Source organism: Pseudoduganella sp. RAF19 (genome assembly GCF_052114165.1).
Classification (GTDB): Bacteria; Pseudomonadota; Gammaproteobacteria; order Burkholderiales; family Burkholderiaceae_D; genus Rugamonas.
In genome coordinates this window covers 537,035-556,695 of sequence record NZ_JBFREF010000001.1, presented here as the reverse complement: position 1 = coordinate 556,695, position 19,661 = coordinate 537,035, and the positions used below count along the sequence as shown (strand labels likewise).

Below are 19,661 nucleotides of genomic sequence, written 5' to 3'. Positions count from 1 at the left end.
CCTTCAGGCGCAGAATCGCTATTGTCGCTCAAAACCCGCTACGACGCCTTCCAGCTGCCGCCCAGCGCACGAATCAGGCCAACCGATGCGTTCAGGCGCTGCACGCGCAGGTTGAGGTCCGCCTGGCGCGCCTGAAGCGACGCGGTCTGCGCGGATGTCACCTCCAGATAGGTCGCGATGCCGCCCTTGTAGCGGTTATTGGCCTGCTCCAGCACATGACCGCTGCTTTCAACGGCGCGCGACTGCGACAAGCGCTGATCGTCCAGCCAGTGAATCGCGGCCAACTGGTCTTCCACTTCGCCATATGCCGTCAGCACGGACTGCTTGTACGTCGCCACACTCTCGTCATACGCAGCTTGGGCGCCGCGTTGCTGGGCACTGCGGCGGCCGCCGTCAAACAGCGTCAGCGCAGCTTGCGGGCCAACGGACCACAGCAGATTCGGTGCGGTCAGCCAACTGCCGGGCGCCCCCGCATAACCGGCAGCGCCGCCCAGCGTGAAGGCCGGGAACCAGGCGGCGCGCGCGACGCCGATCTGCGCGTTGGCGGCCGCCACGCGGCGCTCGGCGGCGGCAACGTCGGGACGGCGCTCCAGCAGTTGCGACGGCAGGCCGCTTGCAACGGCGGGCGGCTCCAGCGCCAGTGCTGTGCGCGGCAGGCTGAATTTCGACGGCACTTCGCCCAGCAGAATGGCGATGGCGTGTTCCAGGCGGGCGCGCGACAGCCGGGTGGCGCCCAGCTGCACGCGGGCGTTTTCCAGCTGGGTGCGCGCCTGATACACGTCGGTCAGCGCGGCAGCGCCGCCCTGGTGACGCTGCTCCGTGATGCGGGCAGCATCCGCGTAAGCAGCGATAGCGCTTTCCAACAGTTCGGTCTGGGCGTCGAGCCCCGTGAGCAGGAACCAGTCGGCGGCGAGCTCGGATTGCAGCGACAGACGCGCCGTTTCCAGCTCGGCGCCGCTGGCGTCAGCGCTGTACGCGGCGCGCGCGGCACTGTTGCGGATGGCGCCCCAGAAGTCCAGTTCATAGGACATCTGCGCGCGTAGCGAGAGCGCATTGCCGATGGATGGTCCCGTGCCGCGCGCGTTCTGCGATGCGGCGATACGCTGGCGTTGCCCGCCGGCGTCCAGCCCGACGACCGGGAACAATGCGGCGCCACCTTCATCGGCAACAGCGCGTGCTTGCGCATAGCGTGCGGCGGCGGCCTGCAGCCCCAGGTTGGACGTGGCGGCACGCTGCTGCAAAGCGTTCAGCTGCTGGTCGCCAAACACGGTCCACCATGCGCCGCGCACGGTGGCGTCGGCAGGCTGCGCGGGCTGCCAGTCGCCGGCTTCCTTATACTGTTCGACAGCCGGCGTTTGCGGGGTCTGATAGGTCGGCGCCAGCGAGCAGGCGCTCAGCCCTGCTGCGGCCAGCAGTATCGCGAACTGCTTCATTGTGCTTTTCCTTGCGCCACGCGTACCAGCTGGTTCTGCACCAGTGAATCCGGCGGATTGATCACGACACGGTCGCTGGCGGTCACGCCGCTCAGCACTTCAAGCTCGGTGCCCAGGTCGCGCCCCGCCTGGATCGGCTTCAGGGTCACATGATTGTCGGCGCTGACGGTGGCCACCAGCAGACCATCGCCGCGGAACAGCAGCGCATTGGAAGGAACGCGCAGCGCGCCCGGGGCGCCGGGCAGCCTGAAGTGCACTTCGGCGTAAGCACCCGGTAGCAGCTGGCCTTCCTTGTTATCCACTTGCAGTTCGGTTTGCAGCGTACGCGTGACCGGATCGAGCGCATCGGCCGTGCGCACCACCGCTGCCGGCCAGTTGCGGTCGGAACGGTCGGTGAACTTCACGTCCGCCTGCACGCCTGCGCGCATCGAAGCCGCATAAGCCTGCGGCACCTGCACATAGACGCGCAGCTTGCGCGTGTCGGCAATGTGGAAAAGTTCCGCGCCGGTGCCGGTGGCAATCAGGCGCCCCACGTCGGTATTGCGGGCGGTGATGGTGCCATCGAACGGCGCCAGCACGCGCTGGAAGCCGCGCAGGTCGCGCACGCGCTGCAGATTGGCGCGGGCAGCGGCGGTAATCTGGTGCTTGGTGGCGAAATCGCCCGCCTTCTCGTCCGCTTCCTGGTGCGACACGGACTCGGTCTTCAGCAAACCCTGCCAGCGTTCGTGCGTGCTGCGCGCCAGCGACTCATTGGCTTCCGCGCTGGCCAGGTCGGCTTCGGCCTGTTTCAGTTGCTGGTCCACTTCAGGCGTATCGATTTCCGCCAGCAGCTGTCCAGCCTTGACCTTGCTGCCGATATCCACGTGCCAGCTTTTCAGGTAGCCGCTGGTGCGGGCGTAAATCGGCGCATCAGCGATAGCGATGGTATTGCCGGGCAAGGACAGCGCTTCGTCGGCCGCACCCTGCGCTACGGGCCGAACCGATACCAGCGACACCGCGGCTTCATCCGCCTGGTGCTGCAAGGCGGCGTGCGCCTGCACGCGGGTGAAGATGCCCCACGCAGCCAGTGCGCCCAGCACTGCCAGCGGCAGCACAAAATTCAAATTCTTCTTAAGCATGAATGGCTCCTTTGGCCGTGCGGCGCTCTGCCAGCCAGCCGTGAATAATCGTGAAAGCAGTCGGGACGAAAAGCAGCGTGGCGATGGTTGCCAGCGACAGGCCGCCAATAACGGCGCGGCCCAGCGGCGCATTCTGTTCGCCGCCCTCGCCCAGGCCCAGTGCCAGCGGCACCATGCCGATGATCATGGCCAGTGCCGTCATCAGCACCGGACGGAAACGGGTATAACCAGCCGCCAGCGCCGCAGTGGCAGCGTCGTCGCCGGCCGCCATGCGCTCGCGGGCAAAGCTCACCAGCAGAATGGAGTTCGCCGTTGCCACGCCCATACACATGATGGCGCCCGTTAGTGCAGGCACGCTGACCGCGGTGCGCGACAGGAACAGCATCCACACGATGCCCGCCAGCGCGGCCGGCAGCGCGGTGACGATGATGAACGGGTCCAGCCAGGACTGGAAGTTGACCACGATGAGCAGGTAAATCAGCACGATCGCGCCCACCAGGCCGAACATCAGGCCATAGTAGGACGAATACATGCTCTGCACCTGGCCGCGGATCACCATATCGCTGCCCTTCGGCAGTTCGGCACGGGATTCTTCCACGATCTTCTTGACCGCGTCCGCCACGGAACCGAGATCGCTGTCCGCCACCCCGACATAGATATCGATCGCCGGTTTGGCGTTGTAATGGCTGACCACCGCCGGCCCCACGCCGCGCGTGACCGACGCGAGATTGGACAGCAGCTGCGGCGCCGCGCCATTCGTCGATGTGATCGGCGTCGCGCCCAGGTCCTGCAGGGAGTTCATGCGGTATTGCGGCGTCTGGGTCGCAACGTTGTACTGCACACCCGTCTTCGGATCGGCCCAGAAGGTCGGCGACGTCTGGAAGCTGCCGGACAGCGACACCAGCAGATTGGTCGCCACGTCGCGCTGGGTCAGTCCCAGTTGCGCGGCATTGCTGCGGTCCACTTTCACGTTCAGTTGCGGATAGTCCAGCGGCTGCTGGATGCGCAGGTCGGCCGCGCCCGGAATCTGGCGCAATTTCTGGAACAGCTTATTGGCGAACTCGCGGTTGGCATCCTGGTTGAAGCCGACAATCTGCACGTCCAGCGGCGCCGGCATGCCGAAGTTCAGGATCTGGCTGACGATGTCCGCCGGCAGGAAGGCAAAGCTCACCGACGGGAAGCTGGCGTTCAGCTTCTTGCGCAGCTCGCGGATATGGTCTTCGCTGGGCGCGTGCTCCGGCTTCAGCGAAATGAAGATGTCCACATCGGACGGCCCAACCGGCGCCGAACTGCTGTAAGCCAGATTGATACCGCTATACGGCAGGCCGATATTGTCGACGATATTTTCCACTTCCGCCTTAGGAATCGTCTGGCGGATCACCGCCTCGACACGGTCAGCGAGCGCCGCCGTTTCCTCGATACGCATGCCGGTCGGGCCGCGCAGGTGCAGCTTGATCTGGCCCGAATCCACGGCCGGGAAGTAATCGCGGCCCAGCCACGGCACCAGGATGAAGGCGGTCGCACCCAATGCCATGAAGGCCAGCGCGAAGCTGCGGCGGCGCGCCAGCGCGCGGGTCAGCGCGCCGTGGTAAACGTCGCGCAGCTTGTCGAAGCCGCGTTCGGCCTTCTGTTGGAAGCGCGCAAAGACGTGGGTCGCGCGTGCACTATGGTCGTGCATCTTGAGCCAGTATTTGGCCAGCGTCGGCACCAGGGTACGCGACAGGATGTAGGACGCGATCATCGCGAACACCACCGCTTCCGCCATCGGCACGAAGAGGTAGCGCGATACGCCGGTCAGGAAGAACATCGGCACGAACACGATACAGATCGCCAATGTGGCGACGAAGGCCGGCACCGCGATCTGCTGCGCGCCGTCCATGATCGCCTCTTCCACCTGCTTGCCCTGCTCCAGGTGCCAGTTGATGTTCTCGATCGCCACCGTCGCATCGTCCACCAGGATACCCACGGCCAGCGCCAGGCCGCCCAGGGTCATGATGTTGATCGTCTCGCCCAGCGCCGACAGGCAGATGATGGACACCAGCACCGACAGCGGAATGGAAATCGTAATAATCAGCGTGCTGCGCCAGGAACCGAGGAACAGCAGAATCATCAGGCCGGTCAGGGCCGCCGCCACCACGCCCTCGCGAATCACGCCGCTCACCGCGGCGCGAACAAATAAAGATTGATCGCCGATCGCCGCAACGTGCAGCGAAGACGGCATGCCTGCCTGGATGCCCGGCAGGCGGTCGCGGATGCCGTCGATGATGTCCAGCGTGGAGGCATTACCGGTCTTCAGAACGCTCATCAGGGCAGCACGCTTGCCGTCCACGCGCACCACATTGGTCTGCGGCGCTGCGCCGTCGTGAACATTGGCCACGTCGCGCACATAAGTCACATTACCATTCGGCGCGGCGCGCACCGGCAGGTTATTCAGCTCTTCGATGGTACGCGGGCTGGCGTTCAGCTTCACGTTGTATTCGGTGCCGCCGATCTTCTGCGTACCGGCCGGCAGAATCAGGTTCTGCGCGCCGATCGCATTGGTGACGTCCTGCGGCGACAACTGGCGTGCACGCAGCGCGGCGGGATCGATGTCCACCTGCACCTGGCGCTGGCGGCCGCCGTAGGGGAACGGGATCGAGGCGCCCTGCACCGTCGCTAGGCCGGTACGGATGAAGGTATTACCGAAGTCGAACAGCTGGGATTCGGACAGCTCGTCGCTGGTCAGCGCCAGCTGCACGATCGGCACCGTGGAAGCGTTATAAATAAGGCCAAACGGCGGCGTGGTGCCCGGCGGCGAAAACTTCAGCTGGGTTTGCGACACGCCGGTGATCTGGGTCAGCGCCAGATTCGGGTCCACGCGCGGCTGGAAGAAATACTTCACCACCGAGGTGCCGAGATAGGACTGCGACTCCGTGTGTTCCACATCGTTGACCGTCGTCTGCGCGGTGCGCTCGGAGAAGGACACGATGCGGTTCGCCATGTCTTCAGGCGGCAGGCCGGTGTACGACCAGATCACACTGATGACAGGGATTTTAATTTCGGGGAAGATGTCCGTCGCGGTGCGCAGAATCGAAAAAATCCCGCCCAACACAATCAAAACAGCCAGTACGATAAACGTATAGGGGCGCCGCAGCGCTATACTGACAATCCACATGCCTTAGGTTCCCAAACTTTCCCGGACCATGCAGGGCCGGAGAATGAACATATAAACGACTAACAAAGCCAGCGCCAGCATGACCGAACTGCCGGTCAGCGCTGCCGCCACACGTTGCGCGAGCTGTACCCGCGCTTCCTCTGCACCGGCGCCGCCGGCGGCAAACACCACAACCAGCACACTCAGGCCCAGCGAGTTGCCCAGCTGGTGAGCCACATTCACGATGCCCGACGCCGCTCCGGCATCTTCCGCCGCCACGCCACTGACACCCGCTACCGTCAAGGTGCTCAAGGCGCCGCCCTGCCCCACGCCGATCAGGATCATCGGCAGGGCGACATCCAGCGGATAACTGCTGCCGGCATTGGCGAGGCTAAGCCACGCCATGCCCAGCAAGGCAATCGCCAGCGCCGCCGGCAGCACGCGCCAGTGGCCGAAACGATGCGACAGCTTCGGCACCATCAAGGCCGCGCCGAAGTTGGTCAGCGTCGCGGGCAGGAATGCAAGCCCGGCCTCGAAAGCTGAGTAGCCTAGCACGCCCTGCAAAAATTGGCTGACGAAGAACCAAAAACCGATCATCGCCCCCAGGAACAGGGCGCGCGCGGCGTAGGCGCCATTGCGTTCGCGGTTGTGGAAAAGGCGCAGCGGCATGATCGGCTGCGCCGCACGCCACTCATTCAGGACAAATACAGCCAGCAGAACCAGTCCCGCTGCCAGAGCAGACAAGGTTGTACGGTCGCTCCAGCCGGTGGCCGCCGCACGCACTACGCCGTAAACAAAGATCGTCATGCCGAACGTCGACGCCAGCGCACCGGCCAGATCAAACTGCCCGGCATGGCGGGCGGTTTCTTTCAGATGGCGGCGGGCTGCAGCCATCAGCACAAGGCCAAGAGGCAGGTTGATGAAAAATCCCGCGCGCCAGGAGATCAGGTCGGCCAGCAGCCCGCCCAGCACCAGGCCCAGGCTGCCGCCGATGCCCGCCACGGCGCCGTAATAGCCGATGGCGCGAATACGCTCTGGCCCTTCGTCAAAGTTGGTGGTCAGCAGCGCCAAGGTTGATGGCGCCAGGATGGCGGCGCCCAGGCCCTGCACTGCGCGCGAAGCCAGCAGCCAGGCCGGCGTCTGTGCGAAGCCGATGAACACCGACGTCAGGGTGAACAGGCCAAGGCCGGCCAGGAACATGCGGCGGCGTCCAAGAATGTCGCCAGCGCGGGCACCCAGCAGCAGGAAGCCGCCAAAAGCCAGCGTGTAGGCACTCTGCACCCAGGACAGGCTGGTCGACGACAGACCGAGTTCGTCACGGATCTTTGGCAGCCCGGTGATGACGATCGACACATCGAGCACGATCATCAGGTAGCTGACGAGAATAATCGCCAGCACTGGCTTGTTTCGTATTGTATCCATCATGCGCCTGCCCGAAAAATCGTAGCCGCATAATGTAGCCGCCAAACGCTCTGGCGATAAGTCGCTATAATCGGCATGAGCTTATGAATGCCACTCATGAATCATGCGCGAGAACTTTAACGACCTGCTGGCCTTTATCACGGTAGCCCGCGAAGGCAGCTTCACTCGCGCTGCGGCGCAGTTGAATGTGTCGCAGTCCGCGCTCAGCCACACAATTCGCGGCCTTGAAACGCGCCTCGGCATTCGCCTGTTGACGCGCACCACGCGCAGCGTATCGCCGACCGATGCGGGCGAAAGGCTGATGCTGACGCTGGCGCCGCGCTTCGAAGAAATCGACGCGGAGCTGGCGGCGCTCACGGAGCTGCGTGAAAGGCCGGCTGGCTCGATCCGCATCAACAGCGGTGAATACGCCGCCCAGCATGTGCTCTGGCCAAAGTTGGAACCTTTTCTGCGCGAATACCCGGACATTAATGTCGAAATCATGTCCGACAATGGCCTGGTCGACATCGTTGCGCAGCGCTTCGACGCCGGCGTGCGTCTTGGCGACTCGGTGGCCAAGGATATGGTGGCGGTGCGCATCGGGCCGGACCTGCAGTTCTGCATGGTCGCTGCGCCCTCCTATCTTGAACGGCGCGGCGCACCGCAAATGCCGCAGGAGCTGTCTTCCCACACCTGCATCAATCTGCGCCTACCCACCCAGGGTGGTCTTTACGTATGGGAGCTGAAGCGGGGTGACCATGCCCTGAACGTGCGCGTCGAAGGCCAGGTGACCTTCAATAACGCCGCCATGAGGCTGCAGGCGGCGCTGGCCGGCTTTGGCATCGCTTACCTGCCCGCCCCAATCATTGAAGAACATATCGCCAGCGGGCGCCTGGTGCCGCTGCTGCAAGAGTGGTGGCAGACTTTCCCCGGATTCCACCTCTACTATCCAAGCCGCCGCCTTTCATCACCCGCTTTCCGCCTGATGGTGGACGCTTTGCGCCTCGCCTGAAGATTCAGGCAATGAATTCGCAGGATTGAGCAAACCCTGCGCGGCGCGCTTGCATAGAATTCCCCGAGGTTTTTCGTCTAACCCGGGAGTACGCATGACCACTTTGAACATTAACGGCAAATCCATGAAGGTGGAAGCCGAACCAGATACACCCCTGCTGTGGGTGCTGCGCGACGAGCTGCAGATGACAGGCACCAAATTCGGCTGCGGCATGGCGCTGTGCGGCGCCTGCACGGTGCACATGGACGGGGAACCGATCCGTTCGTGCAGCACGCCGATTTCCGCCGTCGCCGGCAAGCACATTACCACCATCGAAGCCATGGACAAGGCCCGCGTCGGCAAGGCCGTGCAGGCAGCCTGGCAGCGCCTGGACGTCGTCCAGTGCGGCTACTGCCAGTCCGGCCAGATCATGAGCGCCGTCGCCCTGCTGGAAAAGAACCGCAAGCCAACCGACGCCGACATCGACAACGCCATGGCCGGCAATGTCTGCCGATGCGCGACCTATGTGCGCATCCGCGCCGCCATCCACGAAGCCGCGAAGTCGCTGGCCTGAAACGGGAGAGCCTATGTCCACCATTGAAAACGTAAGCCGCCGCCGCTTCCTCAACAGCGCGGCAGGCCTGACACTGGCCATCTATCTGCCGGGCGCATTGGCTGCGCCCAAATCCGCCGCCGCTGGCGCCAGCGCCGTACAGCATGAAGCCAACGCCTTCCTGCGCATCGGCGAAGACGACACGGTCACCGTGATCGCCAAGCACCTCGAAATGGGCCAGGGCACTTACACCGGCCTCGCCACCATCGTGGCCGAGGAACTGGACGCCGACTGGTCGCGCGTGCGCGTCGAGTCGGCACCGGCCGACAACAAGCGCTACGCCAACCTGTCCTGGGGCGCCCAGGGTACGGGCGGCAGCTCCGGCATCTCGAACTCGTGGGAACAACTGCGCAAGGCCGGCGCTTCGGCGCGCGCCATGCTGGTTGCCGCCGCTGCCAAACAGTGGAATGTCGCCGCCGCCGACGTGACGGTCGAAAACGGCGTGGTGCTGCACAAGGCGTCCGGTCACAAAGCCACTTTCGGCCAATTGGCGAAAGCGGCAGCCGCCGAAACGCCGCCAGCCGACGTGAAGCTGAAAGATCCATCGCAGTTCCGCCTGATCGGCAAGCACGCGCCGCGCAAGGACAGCATGGCCAAGACCACCGGCAAGGCCGTCTTCACCCAGGACATCCATCTGCCCGGCATGTTGACCGCCGTTGTCGCCCACCCTCCCCGCTTTGGCGGCAAGGTGAAGTCTTTCGACGCCTCGAAGGCCAAAGCCATCAAGGGTGTGGTCGACGTGGTCGAGATTCCGAGCGGCGTTGCCGTACTGGCGAAAAACACCTGGACCGCCCGCAAAGGCCGCGAGGCGCTGACAGTGGGATGGGACGAAGGCGCGGGCTATAAAAAGGGCTCTGCCGACATTCTGGCGCAATATCAGGAACTCGCGAAAAAGCCTGGCCTGCCGGCCGCCAACGCCGGCGACGCCGACAAAGCCATCGCCGCCGGGGCGCAAGTGCTGGAAGCCAGCTATGACTTCCCATTCCTCGCTCACGCTGCGATGGAGCCGATGAATTGCGTGGTCCAACTGAGCAAGGATGGCTGCGAAATCTGGAACGGCGACCAGATGCAGACGCTGGACCAGGCGCGCCTGGCCGACCTGTTCAAGCTTCCGCCGGAGAAGGTGCGCATCAATACCTTGTACGCGGGCGGCAGCTTCGGCCGCCGTGCGGGCAAGGATTCCGACTACATCCTGGAAGCGGCCAACATCGTCAAAGCCATCGGTGGCCGTGCACCGGTCAAGCTGGTATGGCTGCGCGAGGACGATATGCGTGGCGGCTACTACCGCCCGATGTTCCACCATCGCCTGTGGGCTTCGCTGGATGCGCAGGGCAATCTGACCGGCTGGCGCCACCGCCTGGTGGGCCAATCCATCGTCGCGGGTACGCCGTTCGCGGGCTTCATCAAGAATGGCGTTGACGGCACGTCGGTGGAAGGTGCAGCCAATCTGCCGTACGCGATTCCAAACCTGCAAGTGGAACTGCATACGCCAACCGATGTGGATGTGCCGATTCTGTGGTGGCGTTCTGTGGGTTCGACTCACACCGCTTATTCGACCGAAACCTTCATCGACGAACTGGCGCACAAGGCGGGCAAGGACCCGGTCGCGTGGCGCCTCTCCATGCTCGAGCATCACCCGCGTCATGTGGGTGCGCTGGAGCTGGTGGCCGACAAGGCGGGCTGGGATCAGCCGCTGAAGGCCGGCGCGGCAGGCGAACGCCGCGGACGCGGCGTGGCAGTGCATGAATCCTTCGGTTCCTACGTCGCGCAAGTGGCGGAAGTGACGGTAAAAGCTGACGGCAGCTACCACGTGGATCGCGTCGTGTGCGCCGTCGACTGCGGCATTGCGGTCAATCCGGACGTGGTCAAAGCGCAGATGGAAGGCGGCATCGGCTTCGCGCTGTCGGCCACGATGTATGGTGCGATCACGCTGACCGGCGGCCAGGTCGACCAGTCCAACTTCCACGACTACCAGCCGATCCGCATCACGGATATGCCGGCCGTCGAAGTCCACATCGTTCCATCCGCCGCCGCCCCGACCGGTGTCGGCGAACCGGGCGTGCCGCCACTGGCGCCGGCCGTAGCCAACGCCATCGCCGCTGCCACGGGCAAGCGTGTACGCCAACTGCCTATCAGCACTGAGGCATTGAAGGCATAACGCCGCATTGCTCACCGCCTTTCGATGCTAGAATGATTTCGCCGTCCGGCGTTCGTTCCTCCTGCATCGAAAGGCGCTATGAACTCATCGCATGACGACTTGCGCAGTCTTGGTTCAGCCGAATTGGCATCGGCGCTACAGCATGTACCCGTCGGCATCACGCTGATCGATCGCCAACTTTCCGTCCGCTTCTGGAATCGCGCTTTCTGCGAGGTGCAGGGCTTCCCTGACGACTTGCTGCGCCCTGGCCTGCCCATGGCGGAGCTGTTCCACTTCATTGCGCAACGTGGCGATTATGGCCCCGGCAATCCTCAGGAACAGGTGGCGCAGCGTGTGGCACTTGCGCTGAAGTTCGAACCGCATCAATTTGTACGCACGCGTGCCGATGGCCGTGTGCTCGAGATCAGTGGCCGTCCCATATTCGCCCCTGAAGGTGAAGCGATCGGCTTTGTGACGATTTACCAGGACGTCACGATCGAGAAGCGTTACAAGGAACAGCTGGAATCCAAAAACAAGGAACTGGAACGCGCGTTGTCCGAACTGCGTATGGCGCTCGCCGGCAACGCGGCCCTGCAGGAAGATCGCAGCAAATACTACCAGTTGGCCTTGCGTGATCCCCTTACGAGCATGTTCACGCGCTACTACATGGAAGACACCGTCACGCGGCTGATCGAACTGCATGAACGCAGCGATTCGGACCGCCTGAGCGTACTGGCTTTCGATATCGACCACTTCAAAGCCATCAACGATCAATACGGTCATCCGGGCGGCGATATTGTTTTACGCAACGTGGCTGCGCTGTTTCTGCAACAGGTGCGCAAGGTGGACGTGCCGGTACGCCAGGGCGGCGATGAGTTCCTGGTTTTCCTGGCCGGCGTGGGCCAGGGCGAGTCGCTGCTGTTCGCGGAGCGTCTGCGTATGGCTTGCGCCGATCTGCGCTTCCACGGCGAGCTGGCGGGATTGTCGGTCACGGTCAGCGTGGGCGTGGCCGAGCACCGCCATGGTGAATCGCTGGCATCGCTGATCGAACGCGCGGACACGGCCCTGTATGCATCGAAGCGCGAGGGCCGCGACCGCGTTTCCTCATCGAGTTGAATTAGTCAGCAACACGAATCACGATCTTGCCGAAGTTGCGCCCCTGGAGCATGCCGATGAAGGCTTCCGGTGCATTTTCCAGACCGTTGACCACGTCTTCAGTCAGCTTCATTTTCCCGGCCGCGATCCATTCGGCCATATCGCGCTGGAACGCGTCGTGCCGCGTGTTGTAGTGATCGAGGATGATCATGCCCTCCACGCGCACACGCTTGGCCAGCACGGTCGCCATCATATTCGGCAGACGATCCGGACCTGCGGGATGCATATCGTCGTAATGGGCGATCACCCCGATGACCGGCACGCGCGCGCCGACGTTCAACAGCGGCAGCACGGCATCGAACACTTCACCGCCCACATTCTCGAAATAGACGTCAATGCCGTTCGGGCAGGCTTACTTCAATGCCTGCGCCAGATCCGGGTCGCGGCGATCCAGGCAAATGTCGAAACCCAGCTCTTCGACCGCATGGCGGGCCTTGTCTGCGCCTCCCACAATGCCGACCACACGGGCGCCCTTCAGCTTTGCGATCTGGCCGACGATGGCGCCCACCGCCCCCGTCGCCGCAGCCACCACCACTGTTTCACCGGATTGGGGTTGACCGATGTCCAGCAAGCCTACGTAGGCCGTGAACGCCGGCATACCCAGGCCGCCAAGCGCCAGCGAGGGACGTTCCATCGCGCCCAGCTGCATCAAGCCTTCGCCATCCGATAGCGCATAGTCCTGCCAACCTGATTTGGCCAGCACCACGTCGCCTTCGCGGAACTTCGGATGGTGCGACCTGACCACGCGGCTCACCGTACCGCCCACCATCGTCCCATCGACTGGAATGGAACCTGCCGCGTAGGCTGGCGGAATCTCGTTCATCAGCCCGCGCATGTAGGGATCGAGCGAAAGATAAAGCGTTTGCAGCAGCATCTGGCCATCGCCCGGCTCGGGCACTGCGGTTTCTTCGAGGCGGAAGTCCTGCGGTTTCGGTGCGCCTTGAGGGCGGGAGGCGAGAACGATACGGCGATTTTTCATACCTTGCTCCTTTTTAGATTAGACCAGTCGTCTAGTTTGGACTACAAAAAAGGCGAAAGCGTTCGCATTGCTTTCGCCTGAATCTTGTTAAGCGAGCTTCAGCAGCTGGCGTGTTGTGGCCAGCGCCGTATCGAGCGGCGTCCGGTCACGCGCAATCTTGGCCAGGAGGCTGGCGCCAATCCAGCTCTGGTACAGCATTTGCGCCAGGGCGTGGGCGTCCGCGCCTTTCGGCAGCGACTTGTCTTCGCGTGCCCTTTCGATGGCCGCGGCCAGGCGATCGACCACGCCACTGGTGCCGCGGTGCAGCGCGTCGCGCATGGATTCGGACAGGTCGCACACTTCCGCCCCCAGCTTCACCGCCAGGCAGCGGCTACTGGCTTCGTCACCGGTCTGCGATTTCAGCCAGTCGTCGAAGAAGTCCATCACCCGCCTGGCGCCCTTGCCCGGCTTCGCAAACATCTCATCCAGCCGCGCCAGATAGCCGGTGAAATAGTCCTCAATCACCGCTTCGCCGAAAGCTTCTTTCGACCCGAAGTAGTGATAGAAAGACCCTTTCGGCACCCCGGCCGCCCCCAGCACCTCCGTCAACCCGACCGCCGTGAAGCCCCGGCTCAGAAACAGGGGCTGGGCGGTATCGAGAATGTGCTGGCGGACGTCGGTGGTGGCATTCATGTCCGCCACTGTATCACAATTAGACCAGTCGTCTAGTGAATCATTATCGGATTCTTAACCCGCTCCCGGGCCCCCGAGCCAGAAGTAGCTTCCCCAGTCAGTGCCACTCAACATATGCGTTTCGACGTCGTACATATCGAGCGCAGTCGACCACCCCATGCCGTCGTAATCGGACAGGCCTCCGGCTCTGTCGGATTGAAACTTTAAATTCCGCTGATAGGCCGCCCATTTCCAGCCGAATTCCGGCCAGTAACCGCTACCCATGTCGGTTTTCGTTTTGCCGGGAGTTTCATTCGAGTCGTAAATCTCGCCATAGAACATGATCGTGTCTGCATGGTCACCCAGCGTTGTGAAGGTGCTTTGATTACCCATAAACAGCGAGGCAGGATAGTATCCGATCCATCTGCCGTTACACATGAACCACCAATTTCCGCGGTAGAGCTGATACTTGATCTGCATGACGAATTGATCGCCGCCGCGTGTGCTGTTGGGGCTTGATATCGCTCCCGGATGAATGGCGCTGTCATATTGGACCCAACCATCTACGTCCTGGTTGTATCCTCCCACATTGTCGCCGTCCTTCGCGTAGCCGTTGGTCGTGTAGTAGAGGAAAAGATGCGGCACCCAGTCGCCGTAACTGTCCTTCCTTTCCTGCCACCCCGCTTCAACGGTCTGTGTTTTGCCGGTGTCGCCGTTCGAGAGAGCAATTTGCATCAGCGAGAAATCATCCGCATTTTCGCAGTACGGATCGAAAGCGCTCAGCACACCTTCACCACCAAAGCAGATCACCGATTGGGAAGTCGTCGCATGCCAATGCGGTCCATCAACGCTTGGAGCAGGTTGCATTCTGCCTGCCTGCGGCGCCTCGAAGCCCGCATACGGGTACTTGCCGAGTAGTTTCCTGAGCGGCTGACTGAATCGTATTTCATCCAGATTCTTTCTCAGAACCGGAACTGTACCTGAAGGTCCTCTCGCTACTCTTGCGTCTTCCAGCTCAAAGAGGCCCAGCTTATCGGGGTGCTGCTTGCTCATGACAAACGAGTGGCCACCAGGCGGAGGCTCCGCAATTCTCTTCTTGCCAGTCAGCTGCGATTCGATAGGGACCCAGTCGATGATTTGTCCCCGTGGCGTCTCTGTCGTTGCACGGATTTCCATGCATGCCAGCCGGTCCTCAAAATAGCTCCTTATTTCGCGCTCGTATTTTCGCTCGTCCAGAACCAGGTTGCGATGCTTGCGTTCCAGCCCTTTGACATCTTCTTTTCTTTCGTCCCGTGACTCAGAACGTGTTGTATCCATGATGGCCTCCTTTGGTGATCAGCATGCGCTGACCTTTCAGCTTATGCCGCTGCGAGGTAAATAAATACACACTTTGTCACGCACAAGGACTGGCGTTTATTTGTTTTGTTTTCGCTCAGATGACTGACGGCGGCGGTCGTCCATCCCGGCTTCGTCCACGTCGGCCGAGGTGGAGCGGGAGCGCCTGTATTCCAGGGCAGTGGCGTCTTCGGGCAGTTTCGGGCCGGTGTAGATGACGGCCACGTCGGCCAGGGCGCTGGCGCGGTCCTGGCCGAAACCGGAGAGTGAGGTCAGGCGCAGGTGGCGGCTTGTCACTGGCTGATCGAACAGCACGCGCTGCGGGTCGAAGGTCGAACCCAGGCTGGCGCGCTTGATGTCGCGCCATTGCTGGCCGTCGTCGCTGGTCTGGATCAGCCATTCGCGGACGTCGCCTTCGTGGTCGCGGTGGTTCTGGCGCGGCATCAATACCAGGCCGCTGAATGGCACTGGATTCGGGAACGCAATGGTCAACTCGGGCTGAGGACGCGGCGTGTCGCCTTTCCGGGCCAGGAGCGCATACGTATTCGGGTCACCGTCGATGGCGTTGGCGGCATCCGGCCAGCCGCTGGCTTGGGCGCCGAGCTTTTTCATGATGCGCGTGTCGAACAGCGCGGCGCGGAACTCGGCGGGATTGATTTCCGTCGCGGGCTGGAAAGCATCGCTGGCCATGTAATCGAGCACGGACTTGCGCAGCTGGCGCGCCACGACGCGTTCGGCGAGACGATTTTCAAGATCGGCCGTGGTCACCATCAGCTTGCCCTTGCCGACGCGCGCTTCGAACAGCATGCCGAGCTTGTAGTTACGGTTCCAGTCGTCGATAGGCTGGACGATGGGCTGCAGGCCGCGCGGCAGCCGGTCCAGATTCATGGCACGGGCACCGGTCACCAGTTCCGTCCACTGCCAGTTGAAGTGGGAATCGGTCGGGAAGCCCGCCAATGCCGGGTGTTTGCGGTCGATCCACAGACCGAGCATACGGCTCCAGCCGGGATTCATCAGACGATTCCAGAATACCGGCACGTCGGCCAGCGGCGGCGAAGTCCAGTCCAGATCCGCTTTGTGCGGCATGTACAGCACAGTGCCGCCGGCGGACAGGCGCTGCTCGGCTTCATCCCAGGAATGCGTGACCAGCACTTGCGGCGCAGGTTCGGTGGCGACCTCGGATGGATAGAGCCAGAAGTTCCAGTCATTCGCGACGCGAGTTCCTTCCAGCCCGACCACCAGCTTGTACTGCGCCGACGCCGGCAGCGCGGACAGCGGCGCGTTGATGCGGCCAAGCGGCATGCGTCCAATAGCGATATCGGTGGCAGCAAGTGTGCCGGAGGCGACCGCCCTGCCCCGCGCATCCAGCACGCGCCAATAAGGGCGAGCCGCCGTGAGCGCCGCGCGGCCGAAGTGCGCGATGTCGACCGGCACGTCCAGCGTATCGCGCGTAGTGAATGAAGGCCGGGTCAAGCGCGCAAGCGGCACCGTCTGGCTGTTAAAGCGCGTGAACTCCTCGGCGCTTGCATAGCCCTTGGGCTCCCAGAACGTATCAAGAATGCCGACCAGCGCTGTGCCCTGGCCAAGGTAATCGTGCAGATCCAGTAGCTGATAGCCGCTCAAGCCGCGCGTGCGCAGGATGGCCTCGATCTCCTCCTTATAGCAGAGGAACTGGTAGCGGCCAGACGCCAGCGCGAAATCCTTGTTCTTCTCCAGCACGCCGTGAGCGGCCGCCGAATCGCGGAAGATTTCGTAATTCCCCGGCCGCAGATAGCCAGTGAATTTGTCGATCACGCTGAAATCGGGATAGGCAATCCACTGCCCTGTCTCATGCGACAACACGGGCACCGAGATGCCCTCCAGCGAAGCCGAATAATCGCGGCCAAACCAGCCGGTCTTGTTGCGCAGCGGTTTAGGGCCGATGCGCTGAATCGCCAGATAGTCGGTGCCCTTATCCACCTCCGGCACGGATGGCTCGGTGTGGCCGGTGCCGTTCGTGTACAGGCGGCGCGGGTCAATTTCACGGTAATGCGCGATCCATTTGTCGAACACCGCCTTCCAATTGCCGGAAGGTTCGTTGCTTGGGCTGAAGAGCAGGAAGGACGGGTGATTGCCGTAAGCGCGGATCATGCGCTCCGTCTCTTCATACAGCATGTCTTCGTTCGGCGAGCCGGGCGCGAAGGTATTCCACATGCCGGGCTCCGGCTGCAAGTAGATGCCCACTTCGTCCGCCGCCTGGAATGCGGCTTCCGGCGGCGTGAAAGAATGGAAGCGCATATGGTTGATGCCCCATTCCTTATTGATGCGGAAAATCTTCTTCCAGTAAGCCACATCGGTTGGCGGGTAGCCGGTCAGCGGGAAATCGCCGCCGTGGTGAGTGCCGCGGAAGAAGGCCGGCACGCCATTGACCAGAATATCCGTGCCGGACGTCTTGATCTGGACGAAGCCGAAGGACAGTTCGCGCGCGTCATCCGCACCAGCGCCGCGCAGGCGAAGCGACAGTTTCTGCAGCGCCGGCGACCATTCGTCCCAAGTCCTGGCGTTCCTCGGATACTGCACGCGGAATTCCGCAGCGCCGCCCTGCTCCGTCCAGTGCACCGGCACGCGCTTGCCGTTCGCCGTGATGGCCCCGCTGCCGGCGTGGCCCGACGTATTGGAAATGCGAACGCGCACCAGGGCCGAGCGATCGGCCACGTTCGGATAAACCTGCGCGTCATCGATATAGACTGGCGTGGTTGCGCGCAGCGCCACTTTGCCGACAATGCCGTTCCAGCTCATGCCCAGCGAATCGGACACGCTATGCGAATCGGGCCGGTATTTCATCAGCAAGCGGCTGTCCACGCGCACCGAGATACGGTGCTTGCCCGGCGCCAGCGCACCAAGTTCGTACGCGTGCTCCGCGACGAGGCTGCGCTGCGAGCCGAGTTCGCGATCATCCAGCCACACGGTAGATCCCCAGCGCGGACGTTCCAGCACGAGCTGCACGCGCTTGCCCTGCCATGCGCGCGGCACATCGATGTCGCGCTGATACCAGGCAGCGCCAAGGTAGTGGCGCGGAGGTTGGCTCAGGAAAGGAACTTTGACCTTGCCCGGCGCGGTGTAAGCCTTGTAGTCTTCGCGCAAGCTCCAGTTTTTATCGTACAGAGACAGCACCCACGGCGTCTGCACGCTGATCTCGTCGCCATAACCCTGCGCATTCAGGATGCCGGGCAGCTGGATCTTGTCGCTCAGCGCACGCCCGAACCAGCGCTGCGTGATACCCTGATCGTCGCGATCAAGCGCGAAGCGCCAGGTGCCGGAGAGGTCTATCGAATCCGCCGCCAGCGCAGGCAGCGCACCATAAAAAAACGCGCTGGAGACCAGCGCAAACAGGAGCTTATTGGGGACCATATGTGCCATGGTAATGCAAGACTTGCCTGCCAAACGCGCATCTTGGTGATCGATTGATTACACCGCGTATCAGCATAATTTCCGCCGGACGGCTTTCTCAGCGTGACCGGCCAACGTATATTGAACCCATCGCATCACTCACCTGAAAGGACACGTCATGAAAAAGGGTTTCTGGGTAGTCGCCTACCGTTCCATTTCCGATCCGGCCGCCGTACAGGCCTATGCAAAAGCAGCCAAGCCAGTCATCGAACGCCTGGGTGGCACGGTGCGTGGCTTCAGCGGCGATGAAATCGTGGTGCACGAAGCCGGCGTACGCATGCTGACCGTCATCGTGGAATTCGACAGCTTCGAACAGGCCAAAGCCTGCTACGTACATCCAGACTACCTGGCTACCGTGGACATTCTCGGCAAAGGCGCAGAACGCGACTTCCGCATCTTCGAGGGACTGTAATCAGACGGCAGCGCCGAAACTGGCAATGAAGGCGTCGCGCGCCGCATGCTGCGGAATATCGCGGCGCCATACCAGCATGGTTTCGACCTCCGCCACTTCCGGCGGCAGCGTGTGGCACTGCACGGTGCGTCCCAGCGAGCGCAGTTTCAGCACTTCCCTTGGCATCATGGCCACGCCCATGCCCGCCGCCACGCAGCCAATAATCGCTTCATAGGTTCCGAATTCCGACACCCGCGCCGGCGCGATGCCTGCATCGGCAAACCACCACTCCAGGCGGCGGCGATAGGAGCAACCGCTGCGGAAGCCCAGCAAATTGCGGCGTACCACGTCGGCCGGTTCCGTCACCGGCTCTTGCAGGGCATCCGTCAGCAGCACCAGTTCTTCAACAAACACCGATACCTGCTCCAGCTCCGGCCTTTCCACCGGCCCGGCCACCAGGGCGACATCGACTTTATGGTTCAGCACCGCCTGGATCAGGTAATCGGTCGGCCCGGTGTCCAGGACCAGGTCCACCTGCGGATGTTTACGATGGAAGCCGCCCAGTACGCGCGGCAGGCGCGCCGCGGCGGTTGTCTCCATGGAGCCGATGCGCAGCTGGCCGGATGGCTCATGCTCGCCGCGCACCGACATCTGCGCCTCATCGGCCAGCCGCAGCAAGCGGTCCGCATATTCGAGCAAGCGCTCGCCCTCCGGTGTAATCAGCATGCGCCGCCCGGACCGGTTAAACAGCGTGACGCCCAGCGATTCCTCCAGCTGAGTGAGGCGGGCCGATACGTTCGATTGCACGCGGTGCAAGCGGGCCGCCGCCTGGGTCACGCTGCCTTCCTCGGCGACAGTCTTGAAGATTCGCAGAGAGGACAATTCCATTTGATTC

13 protein-coding genes and 1 pseudogene are annotated in these 19,661 nt (G+C 62.7%); 5 read left to right on the top strand and 9 right to left on the bottom strand.

The genetic code is table 11. The features are described from left to right. Positions 1-38: 38 nt before the first annotated feature. From AB4Z19_RS02685 to AB4Z19_RS02670, 4 genes are read right to left on the bottom strand one after another with little or no spacing between them, the layout of a single operon-like run. Positions 39-1,433, bottom strand: a complete 1,395-nt coding sequence (locus AB4Z19_RS02685; RefSeq protein WP_442034177.1) for an efflux transporter outer membrane subunit — start codon at positions 1,431-1,433, stop codon at positions 39-41. After that, positions 1,430-2,551, bottom strand: a complete 1,122-nt coding sequence (locus AB4Z19_RS02680) for an efflux RND transporter periplasmic adaptor subunit (RefSeq protein WP_442028922.1) — start codon at positions 2,549-2,551, stop codon at positions 1,430-1,432. Before AB4Z19_RS02680 ends, AB4Z19_RS02685 begins: the two co-directional genes overlap by 4 nt. After that, positions 2,544-5,705 (bottom strand): efflux RND transporter permease subunit, encoded by a 3,162-nt coding sequence (locus tag AB4Z19_RS02675; protein WP_442034175.1) that lies wholly within the window; start codon positions 5,703-5,705, stop codon positions 2,544-2,546. Before AB4Z19_RS02675 ends, AB4Z19_RS02680 begins: the two co-directional genes overlap by 8 nt. A gap of 3 nt (positions 5,706-5,708) precedes the next feature. Then, positions 5,709-7,109: an MFS transporter gene (locus AB4Z19_RS02670; protein WP_442034173.1), complete on the bottom strand. Its 1,401-nt coding sequence runs from the start codon at positions 7,107-7,109 to the stop codon at positions 5,709-5,711. Positions 7,110-7,206: 97 nt separating this feature from the next. Between AB4Z19_RS02670 and AB4Z19_RS02665 the strand changes: the two genes are divergently transcribed. The 4 genes from AB4Z19_RS02665 (at position 7,207) to AB4Z19_RS02650 (ending at position 11,942) form a co-directional block, all read left to right on the top strand. Further along, positions 7,207-8,097: a LysR family transcriptional regulator gene (locus AB4Z19_RS02665; protein ID WP_442024450.1), complete on the top strand. Its 891-nt coding sequence runs from the start codon at positions 7,207-7,209 to the stop codon at positions 8,095-8,097. Between the two features lie 94 nt (positions 8,098-8,191). Beyond that, entirely contained in the window at positions 8,192-8,650 is a 459-nt protein-coding gene (locus AB4Z19_RS02660) for a (2Fe-2S)-binding protein (protein ID WP_442024440.1), read from the top strand. A 13-nt stretch (positions 8,651-8,663) separates the two neighbouring features. Beyond that, positions 8,664-10,847 (top strand): molybdopterin cofactor-binding domain-containing protein, encoded by a 2,184-nt coding sequence (locus tag AB4Z19_RS02655; protein WP_442034171.1) that lies wholly within the window; start codon positions 8,664-8,666, stop codon positions 10,845-10,847. Positions 10,848-10,925: 78 nt separating this feature from the next. Next, positions 10,926-11,942, top strand: coding sequence for a sensor domain-containing diguanylate cyclase (locus tag AB4Z19_RS02650; RefSeq protein ID WP_442024444.1), 1,017 nt, complete (start codon positions 10,926-10,928; stop codon positions 11,940-11,942). Between the two features lies 1 nt (position 11,943). Here AB4Z19_RS02650 and AB4Z19_RS02645 read toward each other — a convergent pair. From AB4Z19_RS02645 to AB4Z19_RS02630, 4 genes and pseudogenes are all read right to left on the bottom strand, one after another. After that, positions 11,944-12,960: pseudogene (locus tag AB4Z19_RS02645) on the bottom strand (NADP-dependent oxidoreductase). Between the two features lie 87 nt (positions 12,961-13,047). Further along, positions 13,048-13,632 carry a TetR/AcrR family transcriptional regulator gene (locus tag AB4Z19_RS02640; protein WP_442024446.1) on the bottom strand — a complete coding sequence of 195 codons (585 nt, stop codon included), beginning with the start codon at positions 13,630-13,632 and terminating at the stop codon, positions 13,048-13,050. A gap of 54 nt (positions 13,633-13,686) precedes the next feature. Then, entirely contained in the window at positions 13,687-14,928 is a 1,242-nt protein-coding gene (locus AB4Z19_RS02635; protein ID WP_442034169.1) for a neprosin family prolyl endopeptidase, read from the bottom strand. Between the two features lie 96 nt (positions 14,929-15,024). Further along, positions 15,025-18,345, bottom strand: coding sequence for a discoidin domain-containing protein (locus AB4Z19_RS02630; protein WP_442034167.1), 3,321 nt, complete (start codon positions 18,343-18,345; stop codon positions 15,025-15,027). A 148-nt stretch (positions 18,346-18,493) separates the two neighbouring features. Here AB4Z19_RS02630 and AB4Z19_RS02625 point away from each other — a divergent pair, with 148 nt between their 5' ends. Beyond that, complete coding sequence (locus AB4Z19_RS02625; protein ID WP_442026719.1) at positions 18,494-18,787, top strand: DUF1330 domain-containing protein; 294 nt, start codon at positions 18,494-18,496, stop codon at positions 18,785-18,787. On the opposite strand, the gene AB4Z19_RS02620 is transcribed toward AB4Z19_RS02625, so the two are convergent. Continuing rightward, complete coding sequence (locus AB4Z19_RS02620; RefSeq protein WP_442026720.1) at positions 18,788-19,654, bottom strand: LysR substrate-binding domain-containing protein; 867 nt, start codon at positions 19,652-19,654, stop codon at positions 18,788-18,790. Between the last annotated feature and the right edge of the window lie 7 nt (positions 19,655-19,661).

Excerpts from the sequence above, each read along its gene's own strand:
- AB4Z19_RS02650 (WP_442024444.1), top strand. The coding sequence starts at position 10,926 with ATGAACTCATCGCATGACGACTTGCGCAGTCTTGGTTCAGCCGAATTG.
- AB4Z19_RS02685 (WP_442034177.1), bottom strand. The coding sequence starts at position 1,433 with ATGAAGCAGTTCGCGATACTGCTGGCCGCAGCAGGGCTGAGCGCCTGC.
- AB4Z19_RS02620 (WP_442026720.1), bottom strand. The coding sequence starts at position 19,654 with ATGGAATTGTCCTCTCTGCGAATCTTCAAGACTGTCGCCGAGGAAGGC.
- AB4Z19_RS02630 (WP_442034167.1), bottom strand. The coding sequence starts at position 18,345 with ATGGCACATATGGTCCCCAATAAGCTCCTGTTTGCGCTGGTCTCCAGC.
- AB4Z19_RS02635 (WP_442034169.1), bottom strand. The coding sequence starts at position 14,928 with ATGGATACAACACGTTCTGAGTCACGGGACGAAAGAAAAGAAGATGTC.
- AB4Z19_RS02625 (WP_442026719.1), top strand. The coding sequence starts at position 18,494 with ATGAAAAAGGGTTTCTGGGTAGTCGCCTACCGTTCCATTTCCGATCCG.
- AB4Z19_RS02680 (WP_442028922.1), bottom strand. The coding sequence starts at position 2,551 with ATGCTTAAGAAGAATTTGAATTTTGTGCTGCCGCTGGCAGTGCTGGGC.
- AB4Z19_RS02655 (WP_442034171.1), top strand. The coding sequence starts at position 8,664 with ATGTCCACCATTGAAAACGTAAGCCGCCGCCGCTTCCTCAACAGCGCG.
- AB4Z19_RS02675 (WP_442034175.1), bottom strand. The coding sequence starts at position 5,705 with ATGTGGATTGTCAGTATAGCGCTGCGGCGCCCCTATACGTTTATCGTA.
- AB4Z19_RS02640 (WP_442024446.1), bottom strand. The coding sequence starts at position 13,632 with ATGAATGCCACCACCGACGTCCGCCAGCACATTCTCGATACCGCCCAG.
- AB4Z19_RS02670 (WP_442034173.1), bottom strand. The coding sequence starts at position 7,109 with ATGATGGATACAATACGAAACAAGCCAGTGCTGGCGATTATTCTCGTC.
- AB4Z19_RS02660 (WP_442024440.1), top strand. The coding sequence starts at position 8,192 with ATGACCACTTTGAACATTAACGGCAAATCCATGAAGGTGGAAGCCGAA.